This window comes from Burkholderia sp. Leaf177, assembly GCF_001424345.1.
GTDB lineage: Bacteria > Pseudomonadota > Gammaproteobacteria > Burkholderiales > Burkholderiaceae > Caballeronia.
Genome location: NZ_LMPF01000022.1, coordinates 287,950 through 307,607 on the forward strand (window position 1 = coordinate 287,950; position 19,658 = coordinate 307,607).

14 protein-coding genes are annotated in these 19,658 nt (G+C 52.6%); 4 read left to right on the top strand and 10 right to left on the bottom strand.

Annotation, left to right across the window (positions count from 1 at the left end):
• Positions 1-4: 4 nt before the first annotated feature.
• The gene (locus tag ASG35_RS20125) at positions 5-511 is read left to right on the top strand and encodes a TIGR00725 family protein (RefSeq protein WP_235527656.1); all 507 of its coding nucleotides are present in this window, start codon (positions 5-7) and stop codon (positions 509-511) included.
• Between the two features lie 663 nt (positions 512-1,174).
• On the top strand, positions 1,175-2,374 hold the full coding sequence (locus tag ASG35_RS20130; RefSeq protein WP_056361587.1) for a porin: 1,200 nt from the start codon (positions 1,175-1,177) through the stop codon (positions 2,372-2,374).
• Between the two features lie 900 nt (positions 2,375-3,274).
• Here ASG35_RS20130 and tdh read toward each other — a convergent pair.
• A complete protein-coding gene (tdh, locus tag ASG35_RS20140; RefSeq protein WP_056361594.1) occupies positions 3,275-4,303 on the bottom strand; it encodes an L-threonine 3-dehydrogenase in 1,029 nt (342 codons plus the stop codon).
• 12 nt (positions 4,304-4,315) lie between these two features.
• The gene (locus tag ASG35_RS20145; RefSeq protein WP_056361598.1) at positions 4,316-5,515 is read right to left on the bottom strand and encodes a glycine C-acetyltransferase; all 1,200 of its coding nucleotides are present in this window, start codon (positions 5,513-5,515) and stop codon (positions 4,316-4,318) included.
• A 111-nt stretch (positions 5,516-5,626) separates the two neighbouring features.
• Here ASG35_RS20145 and ASG35_RS20150 point away from each other — a divergent pair, with 111 nt between their 5' ends.
• Complete coding sequence (locus tag ASG35_RS20150; protein ID WP_082508495.1) at positions 5,627-6,253, top strand: XRE family transcriptional regulator; 627 nt, start codon at positions 5,627-5,629, stop codon at positions 6,251-6,253.
• A 159-nt stretch (positions 6,254-6,412) separates the two neighbouring features.
• Here ASG35_RS20150 and ASG35_RS20155 read toward each other — a convergent pair whose 3' ends face one another.
• The 6 genes from ASG35_RS20155 to ASG35_RS20180 all read right to left on the bottom strand — a co-directional run bounded on the left by ASG35_RS20155 (position 6,413) and on the right by ASG35_RS20180 (position 13,337).
• Complete coding sequence (locus ASG35_RS20155) at positions 6,413-6,655, bottom strand: hypothetical protein (protein ID WP_056361604.1); 243 nt, start codon at positions 6,653-6,655, stop codon at positions 6,413-6,415.
• A gap of 270 nt (positions 6,656-6,925) precedes the next feature.
• Positions 6,926-8,080 carry a porin gene (locus tag ASG35_RS20160; RefSeq protein ID WP_056361607.1) on the bottom strand — a complete coding sequence of 385 codons (1,155 nt, stop codon included), beginning with the start codon at positions 8,078-8,080 and terminating at the stop codon, positions 6,926-6,928.
• A 292-nt stretch (positions 8,081-8,372) separates the two neighbouring features.
• Positions 8,373-8,684 carry a CapA family protein gene (locus ASG35_RS20165; RefSeq protein ID WP_162244430.1) on the bottom strand — a complete coding sequence of 104 codons (312 nt, stop codon included), beginning with the start codon at positions 8,682-8,684 and terminating at the stop codon, positions 8,373-8,375.
• A 494-nt stretch (positions 8,685-9,178) separates the two neighbouring features.
• Positions 9,179-10,498, bottom strand: coding sequence for an MFS transporter (locus ASG35_RS20170; RefSeq protein ID WP_156393283.1), 1,320 nt, complete (start codon positions 10,496-10,498; stop codon positions 9,179-9,181).
• 626 nt (positions 10,499-11,124) lie between these two features.
• Complete coding sequence (locus ASG35_RS20175) at positions 11,125-11,763, bottom strand: cupin domain-containing protein (RefSeq protein WP_235527633.1); 639 nt, start codon at positions 11,761-11,763, stop codon at positions 11,125-11,127.
• A gap of 53 nt (positions 11,764-11,816) precedes the next feature.
• Positions 11,817-13,337, bottom strand: coding sequence for an aldehyde dehydrogenase family protein (locus ASG35_RS20180; protein WP_056361616.1), 1,521 nt, complete (start codon positions 13,335-13,337; stop codon positions 11,817-11,819).
• Positions 13,338-14,082: 745 nt separating this feature from the next.
• Between ASG35_RS20180 and ASG35_RS30940 the strand changes: the two genes are divergently transcribed.
• Positions 14,083-14,718, top strand: a complete 636-nt coding sequence (locus ASG35_RS30940; RefSeq protein WP_082508497.1) for a helix-turn-helix domain-containing protein — start codon at positions 14,083-14,085, stop codon at positions 14,716-14,718.
• Between the two features lie 69 nt (positions 14,719-14,787).
• Here ASG35_RS30940 and ASG35_RS20190 read toward each other — a convergent pair whose 3' ends face one another.
• Together ASG35_RS20190 and ASG35_RS20195 are read right to left on the bottom strand one after the other, a co-directional pair.
• Positions 14,788-16,794: a hydantoinase B/oxoprolinase family protein gene (locus ASG35_RS20190; protein ID WP_056361622.1), complete on the bottom strand. Its 2,007-nt coding sequence runs from the start codon at positions 16,792-16,794 to the stop codon at positions 14,788-14,790.
• A 17-nt stretch (positions 16,795-16,811) separates the two neighbouring features.
• Positions 16,812-18,857 (bottom strand): hydantoinase/oxoprolinase family protein, encoded by a 2,046-nt coding sequence (locus ASG35_RS20195; protein ID WP_056361625.1) that lies wholly within the window; start codon positions 18,855-18,857, stop codon positions 16,812-16,814.
• Between the last annotated feature and the right edge of the window lie 801 nt (positions 18,858-19,658).

Genomic DNA, 19,658 nt, shown 5'->3' on the forward strand with positions numbered 1-19,658 from the left:
GGAGATGTTGGCTGGAATCCAATCCGGGACACGAAGATGTCCGCTACCGGTCGCTATCATCGGTCCAGGCGATGGGGGCTCGAGAGAATGCACGGCTGCATATGACGTCGCGACAATTCTCGCTTCGGGAGGCGTCCCGATCATATGTGGGGGCCGGGGCGGGGTAATGGAAGCGGCTTCACGGGGTGCGTCAGATTCGAGAGGCATCGTTGTGGGAATATTGCCTGAAGAAGATTTATCTGGTGCGAACCGGTACTTGACGATTGCTATCCCAACCGGCATCGGCGAAATGCGCAACGCCCTGATCGCTCGAAGTGGCATCTGCTTGGTGGCGATTGGCGGAGGTATGGGTACGCTTTCAGAAATTGCGCTGGGGCTCAAATGGGGTAAGCCTGTCTTCACGTTATACGAGGACGCACCTTTGCCGGGGACTCGCGCCGCTAAAAATGTGAGTCAGCTTCTTGATTGGGTTTTAGAGTGTCTAGTCTCGAAATTAGACGTTATCGATTGAGATTCGTTCGCCTCTAAGTGCAGCGAACACGCGGCAAAAGCCGTTACAACACGCAATGTACGGGCCAGAGATGTCTGGGCTGCATAGCGGATTAACTGTTCTTCTTGCTGGGCCGTGTTTTGTCTGGTGGCTTGCAGCCGCCTGGGAACATCGCGCACTTATTCATCACAGGGAGAGACGAAGGTACAGTTATATCGCACGTATGTGCGGGTGATAGGCCTGCCGTCGCGAATGCTTGATGAAACCGAACTGCGGCTTTCAACCTGGAGCTCGTCGTCTCGTCCAGTTTAATCTGTTATTGAGGCGTTATTTACACAATGCAGATCGGTTCGAAAATAGGAGTTAAGCTCGCTCATTCTTGGTTGTACCCTCGCACTTTGTAGCGTCATTTTCACAAACTTGCCACGTATTTTTTAAATAGGATAACGAAGGAAAAGACATTCATTTGTTTTTACATCGCTGCATCACCGCCCTTTTCAAAGCCTCTGAAAAGACAGCAAGCAGATACAAAACTGTGCTTGCGGATGCTACAGCAAGAAGGGTGTTAGGGCAGGTTCCCAAGATTGTTGATTTTTTGCATGGGTTGACGGGAAATCATGGCAGGTGTGACGCTGCGCAGGATCCCGACGAAGCTTTTTAACCAAATAGGTAGGATTGGAAGCCATGAACAGAGCAATCATCTTGTCGTGCGTGCTTGGCGGAGCCTGCGCGGGTGCGCAGGCTCAGAGTAGCGTTACGCTTTACGGAATTGTGGATAACGGTCTGTCGTGGCAGAACAGTTCCGCCTCACTCGGATCTACGTCAGGGGGCCGATCGCTCGTGAAGATGACCGCTGGTGTGTGGGCCGGCAGCCGCTTCGGCTTAAAGGGCAGCGAAGACCTTGGAGGTGGCACGAAAGCAATCTTCGCACTTGAGGCAGGTTTTAACAGCGCAAACGGTACGTCCCAGTTCACAGGCGGGTTGTTCACGCGACAGTCGTGGGTGGGTGTGACGAACACCCGCTTTGGGACACTGACAGCCGGCCGACAATACACCGCGTATTACACAATCCTCGCGCCTTGGAGTCCAACCACATGGTTGACCGGCTACTTCGGTGCGCACCCCGGCGATGTCGATTCTCTTGATAACATTTATCGCGCCAATAATTCGCTCGTCTATCAGTCGCCCACAATCGGGGGCTTCACGCTTGGCGCGTCTTATGCTTTGGGAGGCGTGGCCGGCAGCGTCAATGCAGGTTCGACTTGGACTGCGGGCCTGCAATATGCAAACGGGCCGTTTGGGGTGGGCGCTGCGTTCGAACGCATCAACAATTCGACGCCAGGTGGAGGCACTTGGGGCCCGGCTTCGACAACATCAAATGGTGGCGCGGAGCCGGCTGTCTCGGCAATCAACAATGGCTACCAGACCGCGCAAGCGCAGCAGCGTTTCGCAGTAACCGGTGGCTACCAAATCTCCGCTGCGTGGGACGTGTCGGCTTCATACTCCAATGTCCAGTACATTCCAGGCATCGGATCAGGGTTTCGTACTACGGCTATCTTTAACTCTGCCGGAGCGGTGTTGCACTTTCGACCGTCGACATCGTGGGACTTCGCAGGCGGGTATAGTTACACGCGCGCAACGCTTGCGAATGGCGTCTCTAATGCTGCTCAGTATCACCAGGTCACGTTATCTCAGTACTACGCTTTGTCAAAACGGACTGGTCTCTATGCCGTCGAATCAGGTCAACGTGCCAACGGCAACACTCTTTCGAGCAACGGCAAGGTCATCATTGCAACTCCATCGCTTGGCGATGGATTCAGTAGCACTCCGGCATCCTCGCGAAGCCAGATTGCTGTCGGCATAGGCTTTGTGCACCGCTTCTGATGTCGAGCAGGTCGGCCCGAGGATTTATAACCCCGCTGCCGACCCGCAGTTTGCTGCTTGCGCGTTATCGTCGCGCGGATCCGCCGACGCTATCCCACAGGAACGGGGCAAGCACGGCTCTGTTCAGTTCGGCGCCGAGACCAGCGCCTTCGGGCAGTGCTAGGTACCCATGGCGGATTCAACTCGGGCGCATTGGTAATCGTTTCAATGGCGCCATCGTGAAGGCGGAAGTATGGGTAAAGCCAAGCATTCGGCAGAGGCGCCGATGATCTGTGTCAACGTATTAACATCGGGCTTGCTGATGAAAATCGCATCAATCGCTTCTGTTAGGCTTTGACAGACTGTTCCCGCCTATTAGGTCGTACGCCGCGCGAACGCGACGAAGACAGGAACTATCTGGTCCCTATTTTCGTGGCCGATCTGCGCTGCGAGCGCATAGTTTTCGGCCGACGCTGCGCGAGGTGCGCTCAGGATTTGTACGATAGGGTGCACTTCCCGTAAAGCCTCACGAGGAGGGGTCTAACCCTTCGCACGAACCATATATGGAAGCCTGCATGCGGCAACACCGCTGCGTGCCGTTCAGTGGGTAGAACTGTTAATGACACGCAAGACCGACCCACCTCGGCAAAAAGGTAGCAAGACAGTAGGACGAATTCGACAAGTGATGTATCGGGGACAAAAAATGGGTAGCTTTTCAAGCTGACGCGGTCGGCTATTACCTGAGAGTATGCGCACGCTTGCCGCTGAGGTGTAGGAAGTAATGGATAACACCGATATGGGAACCGGCGAGCAACGTCGAAATGCCCGCAAACGTGTTCCGCGATTCAAAGTGCGCACCTGACATCCGTTGGAATGCTCTGAGCGCGTCAACGACCCATATTTTCAGCTGCCCGCCAATGATCAAACTGTCCAGTCAAGAATGACCTTTCCGCTTTCGCCCGAAAGCATCGTGGCGAACGCCTGCTCATAGTCGGCGACGGGGAAGCGGTGGGTGAGGATCGGCGAAAGATCGAGGCCGCTCTGCAGCATCGCGACCATCTTGTACCAGGTCTCGAACATTTCTCGGCCGTATATGCCCTTGATCTCCAGCCCCTTGAAAATTACCTGGGTCCAGTCGATTGCGGTTTGTGATGGCGGAATTCCGAGCAGGGCTACCTTTCCGCCATGATTCATCGCGTCGAGCATGCTGGTGAAAGCGCTTGGCACGCCCGACATTTCTAGACCAACATCGAAGCCTTCTATGATGTGCAGGTCAGCCATTACGTCGCGCAAAGAGTCCCGCGATACATTCACAGCCCGCGTCGCGCCCATTTTGCTGGCGAGTTCAAGGCGGTAGTCATTAATGTCGGTAATCACCACATTGCGAGCGCCCACGTGCTTCGCGATCGCCACCGCCATTATTCCGATCGGGCCTGCGCCGGTAATTAGCACATCCTCGCCGACGAGATTAAAAGAGAGCGCCGTGTGCGTCGCATTGCCGAATGGGTCGAAGATCGCAGCGAGGTCGTCCGAAATTTCGGCAGGGATTCGGAACGCATTAAACGCGGGGATCACCAAGAATTCCGCAAAGGCCCCCTCACGGTTCACGCCAACGCCGATCGTATTGCGGCAAAGGTGGCGCCGCCCCGCACGGCAATTGCGGCAAAAACCGCACGTAATATGCCCTTCGCCCGACACACGGTCGCCAATTGCAAAACCGCTTACCTCCTGGCCCATGGCCACAATTTCACCGACATACTCATGACCAACATGCATCGGGACAGGGATGGTTTTTTGCGCCCACTCGTCCCATTTCCAGATGTGGATATCGGTACCGCATATAGCAGTACGCGTGACGCGGATCATCACGTCGTTGTGGCCGATCTCAGGCTTATCGACGTCGGTCAACGTGAGGCCAGGTGCGCGTTCGAGTTTCGCCAATGCTTTCAAGGTCGTCTCCTGTCAGATGATGCCGAGCAAGCGGCCGACGCGCGCGAACGCATCGACTGCGAAATCTATTTGCTTGAATGTGTGCGCCGCACTCATTTGCGTGCGAATCCGCGCGCGTCCCTTTGGCACCACGGGAAACGAAAACCCGATCACATACACTCCTTCCGAGAGCAATGCCTCGGCCATGCGTGACGCCAATTGAGCATCGCCCAGCATGACTGGGATGATCGGATGCTCCCCAGGCACGAGCGTGAAGCCGAGCGCGTTCATGGCAGAACGGAATCGCGCGCCGTTGTCGCGCACCCGCTTGCGAAGCGCCGCACCTTCGGTGTTCGCGAGCAGCTCGAGCACCTTGAGTGTCGCTGCGGCAATGCTGGGTGCGAGCGTGTTCGAAAACAGATAAGGCCGTGAGCGTTGGCGCAGGAGGTTGATCACCTCTTGGGATGCGGCGACATACCCTCCAGAAGCGCCCCCAAGCGCTTTGCCGAGCGTCCCCGTGATAATGTCCACGCGCGACAGCACGCCGCAATGTTCGGGCGTTCCGCGCCCATGCTCACCAATGAAACCGACCGCGTGTGAATCATCGACCATGACGAGCGCGCCGTAGCGATCGGCCAGATCGCAGATGCCGGCGAGATCGGCGATGATCCCGTCCATGGAAAAGACTCCATCGGTGGCAATCAGCTTGAAGCGCGCGCCGGCGGCATCCGCTTCGCGCAACCGGGCTTCGAGATCGGTGAGATCGTTGTTCTTGTAGCGGTATCGTTTTGCTTTGGACAAGCGCACGCCGTCAATAATGCTTGCGTGGTTGAGCTCGTCGCTGATGATCGCGTCCGACTGGTCAAGCAAGGTCTCGAATAGTCCGCCGTTGGCATCATAGCAACTGGAGTACAAGATGCAATCGTCGGTTTGTAGGAACGCCGCGATGGAGTGCTCTAAATCTTTGTGGACCTGTTGCGTTCCACAGATGAAACGCACTGACGCCATACCAAAACCGTCTTGGTCAAGCCCCTCCTTGGCAGCGTCAATTAGACGCGCATCGTCCGCGAGACCCAAATAATTGTTCGCGCAGAAGTTCAGGACGTTCGAACCGTTGGCAAGCCGGATATCCGGGGATTGCGGACTTGCGATGACACGTTCCGTCTTGTAGAACCCATCCGCGCGGATTTGTTCGAGCGTGCCACGCAGATGGGTCAGATACTGGTCGTGCATTGAATAAGCTCCTAAAAGAGCGGTTGCCGATGCCTGCTATAGTGTAACGAAATCCACCGGAAGTAAACGATATATCGAACAGATTTCCGGTATGCCGAACATATTATTTAGATGGGTCCACAAATGGCAAGTTCCGGAACCCGGCGCGCAGTGAAAAGCGGCGTGGCGGCAGCCATCGAATTCGCAGCGGCTCCGCCTCGAGTGGGCGAGCAGATCGCGCGCTTGCGCGCTGAGCGAGGCATGACTCTGGACAACTTGTCCCGGGCAGCAGGCGTGTCGAAGTCGATGCTCTCAGAGATCGAACGCGACAAAGCCAATCCCACGATTGCGGTGGCGTGGCGGTTGACCAACGCGCTTGGCGTGAGCCTCGACTATCTGTTTGCGCAGCAACATGCGCCAGAAGCGATTGCGGTATCGAGTCCGCACGATATCCCGACGTTAAATGGACCAGAGGCGAAATATCAACTGCGTGTATGGGGACCAATCGAGCTAGCGGGAAAATTCGAGTGGTACGAGTTGTTGCTGCAACCGGGCGGAGCACTGGTATCGAATCCACACGAACCAGGCACCCGGGAACATCTAACAGTGCTGCAAGGCACTATAGAAATCGAAGCGGCGGGGACGACCAAACGCCTGAAAGTCGCAGATACGGCCCGATATGTTGCGGATGAGCCGCACTCAATCCGCAATCCCGGGAAGACGGAAGCAAAGGCGCTGCTGGTCGTGATCCACTTATGAAACAGAGCATCGGAGCCATGCTCCGGAGTTGCATGTGTTCGATGCAGGGGCGCAGAAGCCTTTGCAATGAGTTAAGCGGGCAAAATTTCTTTCGTGCGCCTGCTCACGACTTGAGGCGTCAGAGAGCGGGCGTTTCCTCCAAAGATCCGATTCGCGGATTTAGTGCGGCGCACCTTTATCATTAGTACCCATTGCAGAGGCTGCTGCTGCCGCCGAAGCGCCGTGCAAATGCATCGCCTTGTCTCGCTTATGAAGCGTCGTTCCGATGTCGCCCTTATGCAGTTGTCCTGCTGCGGTGGACGCGGCCGTGTTGCCGCTTGAAGCTGCGTTTTGAGCGAATATAGGTGGCGCAAACGCGAGCGTGAGGACCCCAAGCAAAATCAATTTTTTCGTTTTTTCCATGAAAGATCTCGTCAGTGGCAGGGATAAACCGTGTTTCTTATTCAAACACATTCGTTGGTCTCATGTAACTCTGGCCCGATAAACGACCTCCATCCCATCGTGCAGATGGGCCGAATGACAAAGTACCTCGACGTTGCTCTGTCACGGACATATTGGTTCATCGGAAAATATCTTAAGATATTCTAAGTTAAGCTGTGATCGGGATGCGTCGAGCAAACGGAAACGCGAACACGCAATGCGCTTCCAGCCCTTGCCATCACGTCACATTTACTAGAACTTATGTCGGATACCGACAATCGCAGCCATCTGGTTTGAAGTCGATGACGGAGAAAGGAAGTTGATATTGGCGACGGCAGCCGTTCCGGTCGAATCAACCCCAGACGCATGCTGGTACACGGCATTAGCGTAAAGGTCGGTTCGTTTCGACAAAAAGTAATCGGCACCCATCATTCCTTGATGATATTTCGCATCGTTGACACCATACCCCTTCGTATAGTCGTATGCGATACCGAGGACCAAGGCAGGAGTGAGCTGGTACGCGAAGTTCACTTCGGCATTATGAAACTTCGCGGCGCCCCCGGCGCCTACCCTCGGTAACCCTGCTTCCGTTCCGATATCCTTGAACTGAGTGTTACTGTATGTCGCCCCAACCGTTGCCGACCCGAATTTATAAGCGGCGGCTGCACTTATAACTTGCTGTGTCTTCGCAGAAGCGTAGCCCGAATACACTCGACTGCCCGTCATGTTGCTGGCGGTCGTGCTCGATGTCGCATTATTTCCAAAGAAAGAATAATTTGGATCTTTCACATTCAAGTATGCAGCGCCAAGGGAAAGTGGCCCTTGTGAGTACGCGGTGCCGACTGACCAGATCTGGTTTCGGTTGAACTGTCCGGAAACACCGCCGAGGCTGTAGAGGCCGCCAAAAGTGAAGCCAGCGTAGGAATTGCTGGCGTACTTGATTGCATTGTTAGCCCGGAGCGTATTGTTCATGTTATCTAGGTCACCAGGATGGGCGCCAAAATATGACATCCACTGGTCGGCAGCGATAAAGAGGCCAGTGTAGTCAACCACTGAATCGTATTGCCGACCCAGTGTGATGGTGCCGAACTGTTTCGAAGAAATTCCGACGAAGGCCAGTCGACCAAATTCATCGCCGCCTTGCCCCAATCTTCCATTATAGGAGTTGAACCCATTCTGAAGATTGAATACAGCCGATAGGCCGCCCCCGATGTCCTCACTCCCGCGTAATCCCCAACGACTACCATTCAAATTACCGCTGCTTGCCTCATAAAGTTTCTGACCAGAATTGTTGTTACTGTATAGGAACCCCTGATCGACAATACCGTAAAGCGTAACATTGCTCTGAGCGTACGCCACGTTGCCAAGCACTGCAGTCGCTGCCATTGCATAAATCGCTTTTTTCACAGCAGATCCTTATTAGTAAGAACATGTTGGGCCGATACGGAAAACCTAAGGACAACTTAGCGTATCGTTTTGAGAAACTAAGATCCCAAAGGGAAGGTTGGGAAATCTACAACTCGCCAATTTATACTTTGGCTAAGGCTTACATTGCACGAACGTAAATACTACAGACCGAGGTGAAGCTGATGAATAAAGGAAGGCTTTTCAATGACATCCTTTTTTCGAAACAATCGAGTAAGCGAAGCCGCACTCTTGGGATACCGGACCGTACGATGTGCGCAAATCAGTGTCCGCGCTAATCCTCGAGACATGCCGCAAGTCTTGGCACCGCCGCGCGCGCTTCACATCCAGTCGGGAAAACGGAGGCGAAACTGAGAAAGCCGATCTTTGCTCCTGCTCGCTGGATGATCGTCGCCGCCCTCGCTTCTGACAGGCTAGAACCGGCTCCGACTGTTGAAATACCTTGGGACCGCAGCAGCTTCATCGTGTCTGCGAGGCCTTCGTATCCAGCATCGAGAATGTGATTGTTTGCTAGCGCCATGACGTCGAAACCGGCTAGGGACAATTCGCTGCCATTTTTGCCGGCGATAAAACGCGACAAAGACAAGATCGAATTTCTGCAATAAGTCACTAGATCCCCGGAAGGCATCACTTGAGTGCTGGCGTTTTACAAATACGTCACCAACTGCACCGAACATCCATTTAGTCATTACTGCTCCAACCCAAGCTCAATCGGGTTTCGAGATTATTGAGATGCGAATGACATTCAGTCAACGAGCAGGTGCGAGAATAAATAGTAAGGGTATCTTGTATCGCTCCAGCACAGTTCGCCATTTTGTACTATGAAACCAGGGCTTACTAAGCGAGCGCATATGTCGTCGATTCGTTGACAAGTGCGCGAGTGTTCTAAGTGACTCGTTTAAATATCCCAAGTGCCTTAGCTATCTTCGATTTGCTTAGTATCATCTAAGCTACGAAGCCTTCTCCACATAAATGAATGATGAGAGTTTGGATTCGATACAGCAGGGCACCCTCTAAACCTTTGAGGGTTACGCCTTTTCTTTTCGCTGCTAGAGAATGCTTGGCAGACTGCTACCTTTTTCAGACAAGAGAGCGTTTGTAGGTTTCCGGCAATACGATTAAATAGGTGAAAATCGAAACAATACAAATAACGCCTATGTAAGCTGCGAGATACAAAGTACCGCCCTTCCCCTGTAACCAAGTCGCAACGAGCGGGGCAGTGCCTCCGAAAATCAATGCGGAAATCGCATACGGTACGCCAATTCCCGATGTTCGTATGTGAGTGGGAAACAGCTCCGCGAAGACTGTTCCGATCACCGAATTATTCATCGCAACGAAGAGCGAACCTACAACTGCTACAAGCAAATAGGTACGAAAAGTTGCGACCCCTACTAGCATTGAGAGAAGCGGATAAGTGAAAAAGAGAAAAAGGAAAGCGGCTGATATGAGCATAGGCTTTCTGCCTATCCGATCAGAGACGGCCGCAAGAATCGGAACCGCGACGCAAAAAACGACGTTCGCGATCACGCTGCCGGTGAATGCCTGCGCAAGGTTCATCTGACCGACAAGGTGCGCATAGGTAGGAAGAAAAATCATCCACATAAAATATTGAACTGTATTCATTTGAATCACAAAAACCGTAAAAACCTCTTTCGGGTAAGCTCTCAGGGAACTCAGGATCGATACGATTCCTACACGCTGTTGATCAACGGCCTTTGTAAGTCTCTCAAACGCGGGGGTTTCTCCGATATCGCGGCGGATATAAAGCCCAAAGAGAGACAAAATCGCGCCGAGCACGAATGGCAAACGCCATCCCCAAGAGGTGAGTGTCGCGGGCGCGAAGCTTGCGGAAACCAGACCAGAAACGCCGGTTGCCATAAGGATACCCAAGCCGATGGCCGCCATTTGCGGCGAAGCATTTACAGCCCGATGTCGGTTCGACGCATGCTCGTTCAGGAAAGTCACTGCAATTTGAAACTCACCTCCGGCAGCTATACCCTGTAGCAATCTTGCAAACACAAGAAGAAGCGGCGCTACAAGCCCTACTTGCGCGTAGGTCGGGCAAAGCGCAACAATAAGGCATCCACCACCAGACATAAGAATCGTGGCAGACAATAGTTTTCGGCGGCCGAGTTTGTCGGCAAGCGGGGATAGTAGAAACGCGCCAAGTGGCCTTCCAACATAGCCAATTGCGAAGACGGAATAGCTTGCGATCAATGATGCGGCAAGGCTGCTAGCGGGAAAGATCTGTTGCGCAAAGATGGCAGTCATTAATCCATAGATAGACCAGTCGTACCATTCAATCAGGTGGCCGACCGAGCCGGCCAAAAGTGTCTTGAACCGGTTCCCCTTGCGCTGTTCGGACGCTATCTCGAGACCATGTGCCGAGGGATTTTTCATGCCTTTTCCTGGTTGTGCTACCGCCAAGCCTAACGACAGTCAATGTCGGCCATGGGAGTCGATAGCGTTGTGAATAGCTGAACGGCTGAGTAAATTCACTATATTGAACTCAAAAAATTTCGTCAACAAAATATTGTGCTTTTGCAGCTTCGGCGATCGCTTTCGTATGTTGATGCCTCACCTACCTTTTCGAACTGGCCATTCGAGTTGTCCTGAATCACCCGTTCCCTTTGCGTCTTTGATCGTATTTGAAAGATAGGACCGGTGAATGTCGTAAACCCCTATATAAGCCGTAAATACTTGAGTAGCCATCTTTCGGTAGTGGAAACCCTGAGCGGGTAATCTCTTAGAGGCCTATTGATATGGTGGAAACCGTATGAATTGAAAAGCAACCTTGAAAAACGAGTTTCTGAAAATAAACTGACTACCGAGCTTCTGTGTCTCCGGATAGTGATATCTGAGGTTCTACCGAATACTTCGCACTACCGCGACAAGCCTGATAGTCAGTATTGTGGGCTACTGGCGCGAGCATAGAGTCTTAGGAGCGGTATCGGTCTTGCCATAAAGGCGCTCAGGTTCTCGTCGAACGTGATCGCTTTTCATCCCACGGCAACCTTGGGGTGAAATCAGAGATGGATGAAATTTTGCTTTGTGTTCATAATCCATAGGCAACGAGCTTCCGCATCAGTTTCGTTACAGATGGAGTGTGGGAGTGCGCTTTTGAATTGGAAACTATCGCCAGTAATGAGTTGTCGTTTCACTCCGTCGATAGATAACGTGATGATTCCTTCTAATACCAATCCAGCCTTTTCTCCGGCACCTATAAGCATTTCTTCGGCCGAAGAACGAGGTGGGAAGCTTACAATCATCACTTGAAGGTCGTGGTCCCCATGGGGTGATAGCAGCTGCTTCTTAACGCCGGTATCACCCACTCGGAAGAGTGGCCCTTCACCTCGCTTTCGAACGGTCTGATGATCAGAAGGGAGCTCAAAAACGAAATTGTCTTCTAGAAGCGTGGTCAAAGGCACTAATAACGCTAAGCGCAACCGTTCAAGAATTCGAATCGAGGGATTTGACACGCCTCGTTCGATCTGACTAATCATCCCGGTGGAAACGCCTGAAAGGACCGAGAGTGCGACAAGAGATAAGTTTTTTTGCTTTCGAAGCCTCAATAGTCGCTTGCCAACTCCACCGCTTGCATTCATTTTTTGTTTTACAAGATAAGGACGTTCTCTAAACCCGGGAGCACTGCGACCCATTGCCATGACGCTCAGCTTTGCAAACCTCCGAGACGGTTATCCGCTGCTCAAAGAATGCTTTACACATCATTCGCATCCTCTTCGATGGCATCGAAATCGATCAGAATACTTTTTTGGCGCATGCATGCCTCCATTGCTTGTCGGCCGAGGTCTTTACCTACGCCCGATCGTTTAAATCCGCCCGTTGGAATGATCATGTCGCCGCTACGGCCATAGCGATTGACCCAAATAGTTCCAGCAGCAATGCCGCGCGTCGCACGCAGTGCCTGGCCGATGTCGCTTGTATGTATCCCCGCTGCTAGGCCGTAAATTGGATGCCCAGCGAGCGCTATACCTTCTTCTTCTTCTTCGAAAGTTTGGACCGTTAACACTGGGCCAAAAATCTCTTCAACCACCGCGGTATTGGTTTCTGTCACATTGCCTAGTAGAGTAGGACGATGATAAAAGCCCTTCCCAGTGCCCTCGAAGAATCCTCCGCCATGGAGCACTTCAGCACCTTCATCGCGGCTTTTCGAGACTAAGAAGTCAATTCTGGAGGCTTGGGCTTGACTGATGATTGGCGAATAAGTCGTCCTGCTGTCCCACGTAACACCAGCCTTTATGGGCTCCAATAAGGCCGTCACCGCTTGAATCAATGGGCCTGCAATCCGCTCGTGAACAATAAGACGTGTTCCGGCGACGCAGGCTTGGCCTCCGTTACTCGTGAACCCACGAACAATGCACTTTGCAGCATGTGCAAGGTTAGGCACATGCTCAAATACGAGTTGTGGGCTTTTGCCTCCAAGCTCGAGAGTTACCGGCTTCACTCCGTGCTCTGCGATATCGCGCATGATCGCTGCGCCAGTCCGAGTAGAGCCTGTGAAGCTTACTTTTGAAACGTCTGGATGCCGTACAAGCGATGCGCCAGCCGTTTGCCCCCTACCATGGATAACGTTAAATATCCCAGGCGGTATCCCCGCCTCAATTGCCAGTTCGGCAAGACGAACCGTCGAAAATGGCGTCATTTCTGATGGCTTTAATACGACTGCATTGCCAGCCGCAAGGGCGGGACCGCATTTCCACGAAGCCATCGAAAGTGGAAAATTCCAAGGTGTGATCGCACCTATTACTCCGTAAGGCTCCGTAGCGATTAGCCCGAGGCTGTTAGTTCGTGTCGCGGCAACGTCGCCACCCAGTTTGTCCGCCATTTCGGCAAAAAAACGAATGGCCTCGGCAGTAAAAGGAACGTCGTCGGAAAAAGCGGCATACACCGGGCGTGTTGAACTAACCGCCTCAAGCTTCGCAAGATTTTCTACGTCACGATCAATGAGTGACGCCCAACGGAGCAAGATGCGCCCTCTTTCGCGAGGAGATCTAGTGCCCCAGCCGCTGATCCGAAGTGCTTCAATCGAGTTTGAAACTGCGAAATCAACGGTTTCCTTGCTTGCGTCTGGAATACTCGCTAAAAATTGACCGTCTGAAGGGCGCACCACGGCGATTTCGTCTTCTGCAGTAGGCGCACTGTAGGCCTGTCCTCCAATGTAGTGAGCAGAATTAAAAGTCAATGTGACAGGGTCGAAGTCCAAGAAAGTGCTAGTCATGTTGGTTCCCAGTGGAAAGCGCGCGTGTTTTCATTATATTGAAGTTTAGACCTTCGGTCGCAGCTTAGATGAATTTTTAAAAGGGTCTTTTCGCGTGCAGCTGACTTCTTGTTTGTAAATAGATCGGCACGTGCAGGTCCCCGAGATGCAAATAGATATAGACCCACAAAAGACAGACTGCGTTGAGGCCCACTTTTCAGGCCGTTCTTTGGCCTCCGCTCTAGGAGATAGGAGCCGAGCGGCCGATCGGCGAGACGCCAGAGATGCCGACTTAGCTCGCACGCTTGCACCTAGGCCGACATCCCCGGTCTCGGAACTGATGTGGTGTGGCGCGGTGCTTCGGGCTAATCGTGCGATAGCTATCGTCGAGACTGGTGAAGCTTAAAAGGCGGGCTATCAAAATGCCTATATCAGCAAGGGTGGTTTGCGTAAGTCGACAGGGTTGAAGCAATACTTAGCAGATCTGCGGCTGCTTTTGGAATGTGCGTGACAGCTACGCTGCTGGGATGGGATGACCCGAGCCGCGTCATGAGGAATGAAGTTTCGGGGAACATATGTGCGTACGGGATCACGGCCGACACGATCCAGGCGCATTACTCGCTGACAAAAACCCGCAGAAACTTACTGCGGAAAACAAAATTTACCGCTATTATTTTCAATATATTGACGATAACGAAATTTTGTTTTATAAGTAGAGCCGCCTCGGTATCCGTCGGATGCCGTCAATTGTTAACGTTCATTTATCATGCCCAAGAAGCAAGTAGTCGCTGTCAAAGAAAATTCCGTAAATGAGGGTCAAGTTGGCCAGCGACTTCGTGCGATTCGCATGTTGCGCAAATTGTCTATCAATGAGCTGTCGTTGAAGGCGGGCGTCTCAACGGGCATGGTTAGCCAAATTGAGCGGGGCCTTGCTAATCCGTCCATAAAAATGCTTGAACGATTAAGGCAAGCGCTTGATGTTCCACTGACCTCGTTTCTTGAAGACAGCGTACCTGAAAGACAGAGCGCACTTGAGAACGGGTTCGACGACGTCGAAGCTGCGATTCGGCGCGTCAACGACAGACCAGTCTTTCAGGTTGGCCCAAACGGAATCGTCAAGGAGCTCCTTTCGCCACGTCGAGATCACGATCTGCAATTTATGATTGTTCTCCTTCCCGCTGGCGTCGGCTCTGAAGAAGTGCTCATCGGCAGCGGGGAAAAGGCAGGATTGGTACTTGAGGGAAACGTCTTGCTGCAGATAGCTGATCAAAGTGCGGAGCTCTTTACAGGCGATAGTTTTCAGTTCAGTAGTACGCTGCCCCATAGCCTTCGAAACGGAAGCGATAGGACCGCACGTATTCTTTGGATCATGAACACCAAGCGTCCTGTCGTACACATTTAAGCTAACTAATAAAATGCCGCCGCTGCAGGCGTAAAAGCCTGAAGGGCGGGTTTTCGGTGTGCGCAACTGTCAAACGGGAAGGGCGCTTTTGGTCTCCTGTAGGACAAGCGCCGGAAACCGTTCGGCTAAACTGGCGAAGATCCCTTGCATCTGCGCCTCGAGCGTTGATGTGGCATGCTCGCCATTTGATACGGCTTGGAAAACCTGGCGCTTCAAGAAATGCCGCCAAAGGACTGGTGCACTCGCGAGGAATGAAGTAAGCAGATCGTAGCGTTCGGCGGACCACACTTGCTCAAAAGCGTGACGGGTTTCGCCATGGTCAAAATGTTTCGATTGCTGGACTATATGGCGACGAGCGCGCGCTGCGTCGGTCCGAACTTCATCGACCGAGCCTTCAGCAATCACAACGCCATATAATTCGTGTGCTTTTGCCTCAGATACAAATCCAGACCGAACATCTTCAAGCACACGTGCGGGATCACGTAACAATGGGTTGCCGTAGCCGCCGGCTCCGGGGCCAATCACGCGGATCACATCACCAGGGTCACAGGCGACTACATCGATGTTACCCAGCTCTAAACTATGTGGAGTGTCCGGATTTTTTTGAAACGTAGATACTGTTCCCGAAAGGCCGCCTAACACGCCCCATGACGCGAACAACGAGCGGTTACGGTTGCGGGCTGTTACTACAGTGTTGGGCGTGGATATCCGGAACTCCATTACTATGGCGGATCCACCCCGATACTGGCCTGCGCCGCCTGTATCAGGCTGAAGCCCATACCGCAAGAAATGGATCGGTACCTCGGCTTCGTTGATCTCAATGGGCGTATTCTTTAAAAAAGCCGAGGCTCCGCCGCAGCCTTCGATTCCATCCGAGCTCGGCGTCGCACCGCCGCCCCCGCCTACAGGTCCGATCGACGCCATAACCGGCCTGTCGTTGCGATCGGTAGTTTTCACATTCATCATTGCTGTACCACCTGGCGTCGTCACAGGCATCTTGCCTGGCAACGCGAGGGAAAACGCGCCGAACGTTGCGATCTGCGTGATTATGCAGGTCATCGAACGCATGCCGACGGCTGCGGGCGCTTCGCAGTTTACGACTGTCCCAGGCGGGAGGATCGCGCGAGCAACGCGCAGCGTGCCAGCATTCAGCCACAGTCTCGGGTCGAGGGTGTAAAGGACATAGGTGAGTCCCACTAACGCAAGCGGATGGCGTTCACGTCCGCCTGTCGGCATGTTCAAAGAAGATGCGAGCTGCGGATCGCTTCCGGTATAGTCAAGTATCAACTCATCTCCCTTGACTTTTACGGTAAGGGCAATACGGCAAGGAAACCCGCCGTCAGCGTCCTCATCGGCATAATCCGCGAAGAAGTACTCACCGTCTGGGATCTCCCGCACGATGTTGCGGGCTTGCTGCTCGGCGTAATCGAGAATAGCTAGAGCGCCATCTTTAAAATCTTTTACTCCGAACCGCTCAATGATTTCCTTGATTTTTCGTTCGCCGATATTCACCGAAGCAATTTGTGCCGTGAAGTCCCCCCAGTTCTGGTCGGGGGCTCGAACGTTAAGGCGCAAGATGCTCGCTACATCTTCATTGAGTTGGCCAGCTTTAAAGATTTTCAACGGAGGAACGCGGATTCCCTCCTGAACTGCCTCCGTCAAAGCACGAGACAATGATGCGGGAACAGCACCACCCATATCCGTATTGTGAATGTGACCACCTACGAAGCATACCAACTCACCTTCAACGAACACCGGCTTCCAAATGTGGATGTCGGGCGAGTGGGTCGCAACATGGCCGCTGTACGAATCGTTGGTGATACAAATGTCACCATCTTCATAATCATCGATCATGTCAATGATCGGCGCATAGTCTATGCCGCTATACCAAGGTGCACCAAAACTTCTTGGATTGGCGAAAGCCATACCCGTGGAAGTCAAAATCGTGCACGAGAAGTCCTCCGTTTCCTTGATGAAAGTGGAATGTGCTGTACGCATTAGGGTGAACGCCATGGCATCCGCAGCAGCAGTGCAATAGTTGGCTAGTACGTGCAGGTTGCGACGATCGATTGTCATGATCCGTAATCCCGAGCTTAGTCTTGGAGGGTCGAAATAATGAGATTGCCGAAGTCATCGACGTTCGCTGTCATCCCGGGCAGAATACAAGTTGTACAGTCATCTTGGGCGACAATAGCCGGCCCAGAAAACTGTTGACCAGCCAGCAGGGTTGCTCTTCGATAAAGCGGCATCGATAGGTTCTTGCCATCGATGTAGGCTTCGACGGTCGACTGCGGAGCAGGCGGCAAAAGACTGCGTTCGATCTTTGCCATCACGGGCTTCTGGGTCGCACCGGCAATCACTAATCGTAAGTTGATGATTTGTACAATTGCATTGCTATCGCAGTGACCAAAAAGTTTTTCATGTTGGGCGTGGAACGCTGACACGATGCTTTGAGTGTCGCCGCTCAAGAGCCATTCAACTTCAAGGGGTGTTTCAACTTCAAACGATTGGCCACGGTAACGAAGATCAGCTGAGCAAGTCACCGTCTGCTCGCCTTTGAAGCCCTGATCGTCTACCAACCAACTTTGCGCGCGCTCGTGCAACCGATTAAATGAGTCTTTTAGGTCCTGCGCAATGCCGACGTCTAGGTCACGGTAGATGGTTTGAATAAAGTCGTTTTTGAGATCAGCAATCAACCCACCTAGCGCACTTAATACACCAGGCGTAGGGGGCACGACGACGCCACGGACGTTCAGTTCGCGAGCCAAAAAGCACGCCATCATTGGCCCAGCACCGCCGAATGCGAGCAGGTAGAACTCTCGCGGATCAATACCGAATCGCGATACGAGGCCGCTCGTGTCCGCAAACATACCCGAAACTGCAATGCGGATGATGCTCTCCGCGGTCTCTTGCAGACTCAATCCGAGTTGGCTGGCAAGTGAGTTTACCGCAGCGTCCGCTTTGGAAACATCAACGTTAATCGCACTGTAGCCGAGCTCGCTATGACCAATAAGTCGACTTACCGCAAATGCATCAGTGACGGTCGCCCGGTCTCCCCCTTTGCCAAAGCACGCGGGTCCAGGAGACGATCCAGCGCTTTCGGGACCAACGTTGAGTACGCCCAATTCATCAACCCAAGCGATGGATCCCCCACCTTGACCGATAGAGGTGACCGAAACCGAAGGAATGAATATTTGAAATTCACCAATGATTTCGCCCGTACCATATTCGGCTTTCCCGTCAACAATGACAGCAACGTCCGCGCTCGTTCCGCCAACGTCGAAACTTAAAATTTTGGGTAGCCCCATCGTTTTCGCCAGAAACCCAGCGCCTATTACGCCAGACGCTGTTCCCGACAAAATCATCTGTACGCATTCCTGCTTGGCTTGCGCTGCGCCCATGACGCCCCCGTTGCTCTTGGTAATGCGCGGAGGTACGGGGACCCCAAGCTCAAGCAACGCATTCTCAAACGATGTCAAGTAGTGCGCTACTTTCGGCTGTACATAGCCACTAATGACCGCAGTAACAGTTCGTTCGTATTCCCTGATAATGGGCCATATTTCGCTAGAGCAAAAAACCGGTAAATTTGGAGCGAGCGAATTCAGAATTTCTTTAGCTCGCTCCTCGTTCTTGCTATTGCGATAGGAGTGTAAGAAGGAGATAACGATGCCTTCGCAACCGTGCAAGTTTGCCGATTCAAGCGCGCGCACGACTGTCTCGTGATTTACTTCCGTCAGTACCTCACCTGTTGCATCAGTTCTTTCCCTGACGGGAAACACTCTGTCTCGTGAGATCAGTGGTGCGGGACGACGAGAATAAAGGTCATGAAAACGCGGAATTTTTAGTCGGGCAAGTTCCAGAACGTCTTCAAAATCCTCGGTACAAAAGAGTGCCAGCTTTGCACCCTTACGTTGGATTACAGTGTTAATACCTACCGTCGTTCCATGCGTGAAATAGCTTATGTCAGTCGGGCTAATGCCATCCCTCGCCGAGAGGACGCCAAGGCCCTTTAGAACCTCCGCGCCAGGTTGATCGGGACGTGATAACACCTTGAGGGTTCGGATGCTGCTGTCAGTTTCGTCCAGCACTGCGAAGTCTGTGAACGAACCCCCTATGTCTACACCAACTCTGTAACCCATGGCATCTCAATAAGTGTGTGAAGTGTGGAACGAGTATTCACTATAGTGAATATTGTGTCAAGGCGATGTAGGCATCGTTTTCCTCTTCAGTTTCTCCCGAGTAGGCGATGCGGCGGGAGGCGCCGTATAAAATTCTGGTAGATGCATCCGCCATGCAACATCAACTGCCGCGTGCTCACGAAACGAGGTTCGTACAAGCACTACATCCTCACATGATTTCAATTGGGATATACGATGACACATATGCCGTTATCGACAGAAAGCAACACGCGAAAGTGATCTTTCAAATCAACTAAGTACCTCTTTTGCTCATCGCTATGTATAAATGTGAAGCGCCTCCTCGCTCTGCACAGCTTTGCCGCTGCAAGCAATCTTATGAGGTCGGCGATGATCATTTGATTGGTAGAGAGGTCGCACCGGTCGAAGATGGCAGACCTATAGCGTTCAATATATTGCTTGACACTCCGCTTTGTTGATTAAACAATATATGCTTTGTTGCAACACGCAGGCGATTGAGGCACTCGGCGCATCGGACATTTGATGAGGGTTTGCCCTTGGTAGAGGATACGCATGCAAATCGACTTGAAAGATTTTCATCAGCTTCATCAACTATTGGCGCCTCGAAGCGTCGCACTGTTCCTGAGCAACGGCCTGGAGTCTCGATGCGTATTTCACACCTGAGATCGGCAGTTGACCCAGCGTGACCCCCCGCAACTAGTGGTGAATTTGACAGTCCAACGAGACTTCACCATCGATGTGGTGAATAACCAGCTTTACTCCAGCAGTGAGCTTCGCATCGGT